This window comes from Pseudomonas shirazensis, from assembly GCF_050496565.1.
GTDB classification, from domain to species: domain Bacteria; phylum Pseudomonadota; class Gammaproteobacteria; order Pseudomonadales; family Pseudomonadaceae; genus Aquipseudomonas; species Aquipseudomonas shirazensis_A.
Window position 1 is genome coordinate 159,107 of the sequence record NZ_JBNWAE010000013.1, and the last position, 6,437, is coordinate 165,543.

Below are 6,437 nucleotides of genomic sequence, written 5' to 3' on the forward strand. Positions count from 1 at the left end.
TCAGCGCTTGGCCTGGCGCTGCTTCTTGAGCTTGAACGCAACGCCCAGTGCGGCAATCCACAGCGGGATCAGCATTACCGAAATGCGGATCGGCGGAGTCAGGTACATCACCACCAGAATCAGCACGATGAATGCCAGGCACAGGTAGTTGGTGATCGGGTGACCCCAGCTGCGGTAGAACGGCGTTTCGCCGGCAGCGATCTTGGCCTTGCGGAACTTCAAGTGGGTGATGCTGATGCTTGCCCAGTTGATTACTAGGGCCGACACCGCCAGCGCCATTAACAGGCCAAAGGCCTCACCTGGCATCAGGTAGTTGATCACCACGCACAGTCCGGTGGCTGCAGCTGACACACCCAGCGCGGTCAATGGCACACCGCGACGGCTGACCTTGAGCAACTGACGCGGTGCATCGCCCTGGCTGGCCAGGCCGAACAACATGCGGCTGTTGGCATAGACGCAGCTGTTGTAAACCGACAATGCCGCCGTCAGCACCACCACGTTGAGGATGGTCGCAACCAGGTTGCTGTCCAGTTCATGGAAGATCATCACGAACGGGCTGCCACCCTGCACCACCTTTTGCCACGGGTACAGCGACAGCAGGATCGCCAGCGCACCGATGTAGAAGATCAGGATGCGGTACACCACCTGATTGGTCGCCTTGGGAATGCTCACCCGCGGGTTTTCCGCTTCGGCGGCAGTGATACCGACCAGCTCCAGGCCGCCGAACGAGAACATGATCACCGCCAGGGCCATGATCAGCCCGCCGACGCCATTGGGGAAGAAGCCGCCGTATTGCCACAGGTTGGCAACGCTGGCATCCGCGCCACCCTGGCCGCTGGTGAGCAACCAGGCGCCAAAGCCAATCATGCTGACAATCGCCACGATCTTGACCAGGGCGAACCAGAACTCCATCTCGCCGTAGACTTTGACCTGGGTGAGGTTGATCAGGTTGATCACCACAAAGAAGATCGCTGCCGTGGCCCAGGTCGGGAAGTCCGGCCACCAGTACTGCACGTAGATGCCGACTGCAGTCAGCTCGGCCATGCCGACCAGCACATAGACCACCCAGTAGTTCCAGCCCGAGACGAAGCCGGCGAACTCGCTCCAGTATTTATGGGCGAAGTGGCTGAAGCTGCCGGCAACCGGCTCTTCCACCACCATCTCACCAAGCTGGCGCATGATCAGGAAGGCCATCAGGCCGGCAATCGCATAACCCAGCAACACCGACGGGCCGGCCATCTGGATGGTCTGGGCAATGCCCAGGAACAGCCCGGTGCCGATGGCCCCGCCCAGCGCGATCAGCTGGATATGACGATTTTTCAGGCCGCGCTGTAACCGCTCGGGCGAGTTCTGGTCTTGCATGGAGTGTCCTTAGGTCAGGTGGCAGCGTTGTTGCTGTTATTGTTCTGTTCAGGCAGCAAGGATCTAGATCCAGCCGCCCCACTGCAAGATGAAGATGCCGATATTGGTGGTAATTGCTGCCATCAGGGTAGTGATGACGATGATCGCCGCCGCCAATTGATGATTGGCATTGGCCGCGCGGGCCATCACATAGCTGGCGGCAGCGGTAGGGCTGCCGATGTACAGGAACAGGATGCCCAGCTCGGCACCGCGGAAACCACACAGCCAGGCGCCGAGGGTGCCGATCAGCGGCAACCAGACCATCTTCACCAGGCTGACATCCACCGCCAGCTTGCCGCTGTCGCGCAGCGCCGCCAGCGACAAGGTGCCGCCAATGCAGATCAGCGCCAGGGGCAGGGTCATCTGCGCCAGATAGTCGCCGGAGGTCAGCAGCCAGTTCGGCAGCGGCACCTGGGCGTAGGCCATGGGTGTGGCGAGCAGCACGCTGATGATCAGCGGGTTGCTGAAAATGCTTTTGCAGATGCTCCAGGGGTCGGACTTGAGGTCCGGGCTGTACACCGCCAGCACCACCGCCGACAGCGAGTTGTACAGGAGGATCACCAGGCCAGCGAGCACCGCGCCGAGCGAGATGCCGTAATCACCGTACAGGCTGGCCGCCAGGGCCAGGCCGATGACGCCGTTGTTGCCGCGAAAAGCCCCCTGGGTGTATATGCCGCGCTCGGCCAGCGGCGCGCGCCAGATCGCCAGGCCCCAGGACAAGGCGAAGCCAATCAGGGTAATGGCGATGAAATAGAACAGCACCCCGGGTTTGATCGCTGCATCCAGATCGGCATGGTAGATGCCAAGGAACAGCAGCGCAGGCATGCACACGTTGAACACCAGCGTCGAGGCAACTTTGGTGAAGTTGTCGTCGATCAGGTGCAAACGTTTGAGCAATACGCCCATGAACAGCATGGCGAACACCGGTGCAGTGATGTTCAGCGTCTGGATAAGAAGGGCGAGCATGCGCGAGCGGTCCTGATTTTGGGGTTGCCGTTAGGGGGCTAATGATACGCCAGGCGCCGGGTTTTGCGGACAATAGCCACTGCTAAAAGGATATTTCCTACACAACTGGCGCTTTTTACTGTCAGCCTTGCCCCCTACAACAGCGGCCAATTCAGGAAATTCGAGTGCCCAGCACTTTCAGGAATGCAGCCAGCCAGGCGGGATGCGCCGGCCATGCCGGTGCGGTAATCAGGTTGCCCTCGACGTGGGCCTGATCTACCGCGATGTCGATGAAGGTGCCCCCGGCCAGGCGCACTTCCGGCGCGCAGGCAGGGTATGCGCTGCACTCGCGGCCACGCAGCACGCCTGCCGCTGCCAGCAACTGGGCGCCATGGCACACCGCCGCGATCGGCTTGCGCGCCTCGTCGAACGCCCGCACCAGCGCCAGCACCTGCTCGTTCAGGCGCAGGTACTCAGGTGCGCGACCGCCTGGGATCAGCAAGGCGTCGTAGCTTTCGGCGCGGGCCTGGACGAAGTCGAAGTTGAGGGCAAAGTTATGCCCGGGCTTTTCGCTGTAGGTCTGCTCGCCCTCGAAGTCGTGAATGGCGGTACGCACCGTCTGCCCGGCGATTTTCTCCGGGCACACTGCATGCACGGTGTGGCCGACCATGCTCAGCGCCTGAAACGGCACCATCGCTTCGTAATCTTCGACGTAGTCGCCCACCAGCATGAGAATCTTCTTGCCTGTCATCGCCACTGCTCCTTGCCTAGCCTGGGATCAATCAGAGCACGATAGACCGCTTCGGCGCTTACCGATACGCGCCGTTCATCTCAATTGCGCCGATCCAGCAGGTTGGCCACCAGGCGGTCCATCCAGCCCCAGATGCGCTGCTTGACCCGCCGCCACAGCGGCCGCGCGTTCCAGTGATGAAGATCGACCTCCTGGCTGAGGGCAAAGTCGCGCTCGAAGCTGGCGCTGACGGCTGCGGTCAGGCTGGGGTCGAGCGCTTCGATGTTGGCCTCCAGGTTGAAGCGCAGGTTCCAGTGATCGAAGTTGCACGAGCCAACGCTGACCCAGTCATCGACCACGACCATCTTCAGGTGCAGGAAGCACGGCTGGTATTCAAAGATGCGTACGCCGGCGCGCAACAAGCGCGGGTAGTAACGGTGCCCGGCATAGCGCACCGAGGGGTGGTCGGTACGCGGCCCGGTCAGCAACAGGCGCACGTCGATGCCACGCGAAGCGGCCCGGCGCAACGAGCGGCGCACGCTCCAGGTTGGCAAGAAATACGGCGTTGCCAGCCAGATACGCTGCTGACCACTGTTCAGCGCCCGCACCAGCGAACGGAGTATGTCACGGTTCTGCCGGGCATCGGCGTAGGCCACCCGGCCCATGCCCTGCCCTTGCGCCGGCACCTTGGGCAGGCGCGGCAGACCGAATCCTGCTGGCGGGCGCCAGGCGGTGCGGCGGTCATTGGCATGCCATTGGCGATCGAACAACAGCTGCCAGTCGCTGACTACAGGCCCCTGAATCTGCACCATCACCTCATGCCATTCGCTGCGCTCGGCCTGCGGCTGCCAGAACTCATCGGTGACACCCGTGCCGCCGACCACCGCCCAGCGGCTGTCGACCAGGAGAATCTTGCGGTGGTCGCGGTACAGGTTGCGCACGCCGCGCCGCCAATGCAGGCGGTTGTACCAGCTCAACTGCACACCGGCGCCGAGCAAGCGCTGGCGCAGCGCCGTAGTGAAGGCCAGCGAGCCGTAGTCATCGAACAGGCAGCGCACCTGCACGCCGCGCCGGGCGGCCTGCTCCAGCACAGTGACCACTGCCTCGGCACACGAGCCGGCCTCGACCAGATACAGCTCCAGATCGACCTGGCGCTCGGCCTCGGCAATCAGCTGCAGCATCCGCGGGAAGAACTCGGGGCCGTCGATCAGCAGCTCGAACTGGTTGCCTTCGCGCCAGGGAAAGACCGGCCCCGGCATATCAGCGGGCGTTGAAGATCAGCACCGCATTGACCGGTACCGAGGGGTTGATGGACTTCAGCTTGGCGAACTTGCGCAGGCTCTCGAGCCCGGGCAACAGGCCGTAGTCAGCGGCGCGCAGGATCAACGGTTCCAGTGTCACTACCTGAAAGCGCCGTTCGTCTAGCCGGGTCGCCATCAGCAGCGCGTTGTAGCTGTGCGAGTGGCCGTGCAGGGTGACGGTGAGCGGCAGGCGCAATTCGATCTGCGCGCCGTTGGCCAGGTTGTCGATCGGGCGCAGGTCGATCTGCGCCTTGACCTTCGCTTCGGGGAACTGCTCGACCTCGAACAGGCCATCGCGCATGCGCTCGTCACGCAGCGGGATACCACTGCTGACCGAATCCATCTCGATCCGCAGGCCGGCTGCACCTTTGCGGTCGACGCTACCGTGCAGCACCAGAAAACGGTGAACTTCGGTGGTTTCGCCGTTTTTGCCGGTGACGAACGACAAGCGCGAAGACTCACCGTCCAGGTGCCAGTTGGCATGAGCGGGCAGGCACAACGCCAGGAACAGGGCGGGAAGCAATCGAGCAAGCATGGGCATGGGAAATTCCGTGAAACAAAGCCGTGAACATTACCCGCCCGCCTTCGGTGCAGCAAGCAGCAGTCTCGCGGCCCTCAGGTACGGCCGGCGATGGCTGTCACGCAAGCATCACCAAAGATTCACCGAGGTGACACCCCCCCTACCTAGGCTGACCTTGCACAACAAAGCCGACCGGCAGCCCTGCACATGGTTGTGCCAATGGAGACTCGCAATGACCCGGATCGCTCGCTCAGGCGACACCCGCACTGAACGCCGTCTGCAAGCCGAACGCCTGCTAGGCGCCGCGGCCCTGCAGGAGGCCCAGGCCCTGCGTTTCAAGGTGTTCAGCGGTGAACTCAAAGCCAAGCTCAAGGGCGCCGAACAGGGCCTGGACATGGACGATTTCGATATCCACTGCCGCCACATCGGCGTGCGTGACCTGAGCACGGGTCGCCTGGTTGCCACCACCCGCTTGCTCGACCACCAGGCCGCCAGCAGCCTCGGGCGGTTCTACAGCGAAGAAGAATTCAGCCTGCACGGCCTGCTGCAATTGCAGGGGCCGATCCTCGAACTGGGCCGCACCTGCGTCGACCCGGCCTATCGCAACGGCGGCACCATCGCCGTGCTCTGGGGCGAGCTGGCCGAGGTGCTCAACGAAGGCAGCTACAGCTACCTGATGGGCTGCGCGAGCATCCCCATGCAGGATGGCGGCGTGCAGGCCCACGCCATCATGCAGCGCCTGCGTGAGCGCTACCTGTGCACCGAAAACCTGCGCGCCGAACCGAAAAAACCACTGCCGACGCTGGCCCTGCCGAACAACGTGATCGCCGAAATGCCGCCGCTGCTCAAGGCCTACATGCGCCTGGGCGCGAAGATCTGTGGCGAACCGTGCTGGGACGAAGATTTTCAGGTCGCCGACGTATTCATCCTGCTCAAACGCGACGACCTCTGCCCGCGCTACGCCCGCCACTTCAAGGCAGCCGTGTGATGCTGCAGCTGCGGGTCGCCGCCCGCCTGGCGCGTTTGCTGTGGGTACTGCTAATCGGCATGGCCATGGCCAGTGTCACCGCGCTGGGCCAGCGCCTGCGTATGCCGGTGTCACTGGCTCTGCGCCAGCGCTGGAGCCGCTGGTACATGCAGCGCCTGGTCGCCGCGCTGCCGTTTCAGGTCGAGGTGCTCGGCGAGCTGCCGCAGCGGCCGATGCTGTGGGTCGGCAATCACGTGTCATGGACCGACATTCCGCTGCTTGGCATGCTCACGCCACTTTCGTTTCTGTCCAAGGCCGAAGTCCGCAACTGGCCACTGGCCGGCTGGCTTGCCGAGCAGGCCGGGACGCTGTTCATCCGCCGCGGTGGCGGTGACGCCCAAGGCCTGCGTGAGCAGATCAGCCAGCAACTGGGCGATGCCCTGCCGCTGTTGATCTTCCCGGAAGGCACCACCACCGATGGCCGCGGCCTGCGCACCTTCCACGGCCGCCTGCTGGCCGGGGGGGGGGGGGGGGGCCGCCCGCGCCCCCCCCCCCCCCCCCCACCCCCCCCCC

Annotated in this window: 7 protein-coding genes; 2 read left to right on the forward strand and 5 right to left on the reverse strand. The window is 63.7% G+C overall.

Features of this window, described 5'->3' with window-relative positions; all coding sequences use genetic code 11:
* The 5 genes from ACQZ2L_RS19020 to ACQZ2L_RS19040 all read right to left on the reverse strand — a co-directional run bounded on the left by ACQZ2L_RS19020 (position 1) and on the right by ACQZ2L_RS19040 (position 4,918).
* On the reverse strand, positions 1-1,362 hold the full coding sequence (locus tag ACQZ2L_RS19020) for an amino acid permease (RefSeq protein WP_430327371.1): 1,362 nt from the start codon (positions 1,360-1,362) through the stop codon (positions 1-3).
* Positions 1,363-1,425: 63 nt separating this feature from the next.
* Positions 1,426-2,367 carry an AEC family transporter gene (locus ACQZ2L_RS19025; RefSeq protein ID WP_314878061.1) on the reverse strand — a complete coding sequence of 314 codons (942 nt, stop codon included), beginning with the start codon at positions 2,365-2,367 and terminating at the stop codon, positions 1,426-1,428.
* A gap of 151 nt (positions 2,368-2,518) precedes the next feature.
* On the reverse strand, positions 2,519-3,097 hold the full coding sequence (locus tag ACQZ2L_RS19030; protein WP_150572068.1) for a DJ-1/PfpI family protein: 579 nt from the start codon (positions 3,095-3,097) through the stop codon (positions 2,519-2,521).
* Between the two features lie 80 nt (positions 3,098-3,177).
* Complete coding sequence (locus ACQZ2L_RS19035) at positions 3,178-4,335, reverse strand: phospholipase D-like domain-containing protein (protein WP_430327372.1); 1,158 nt, start codon at positions 4,333-4,335, stop codon at positions 3,178-3,180.
* A 1-nt stretch (position 4,336) separates the two neighbouring features.
* Positions 4,337-4,918, reverse strand: coding sequence for a YceI family protein (locus tag ACQZ2L_RS19040; protein ID WP_430327373.1), 582 nt, complete (start codon positions 4,916-4,918; stop codon positions 4,337-4,339).
* 211 nt (positions 4,919-5,129) lie between these two features.
* Here ACQZ2L_RS19040 and olsB point away from each other — a divergent pair, with 211 nt between their 5' ends.
* Together olsB and ACQZ2L_RS19050 are read left to right on the forward strand one after the other, a co-directional pair.
* Positions 5,130-5,885: an L-ornithine N(alpha)-acyltransferase gene (olsB, locus tag ACQZ2L_RS19045; RefSeq protein ID WP_430327374.1), complete on the forward strand. Its 756-nt coding sequence runs from the start codon at positions 5,130-5,132 to the stop codon at positions 5,883-5,885.
* Positions 5,885-6,437, forward strand: a 553-nt coding sequence (locus tag ACQZ2L_RS19050; protein WP_430327375.1) for a lysophospholipid acyltransferase family protein, incomplete at its 3' end; no start/stop codon positions are given. The genes olsB and ACQZ2L_RS19050, both read left to right, overlap by 1 nt.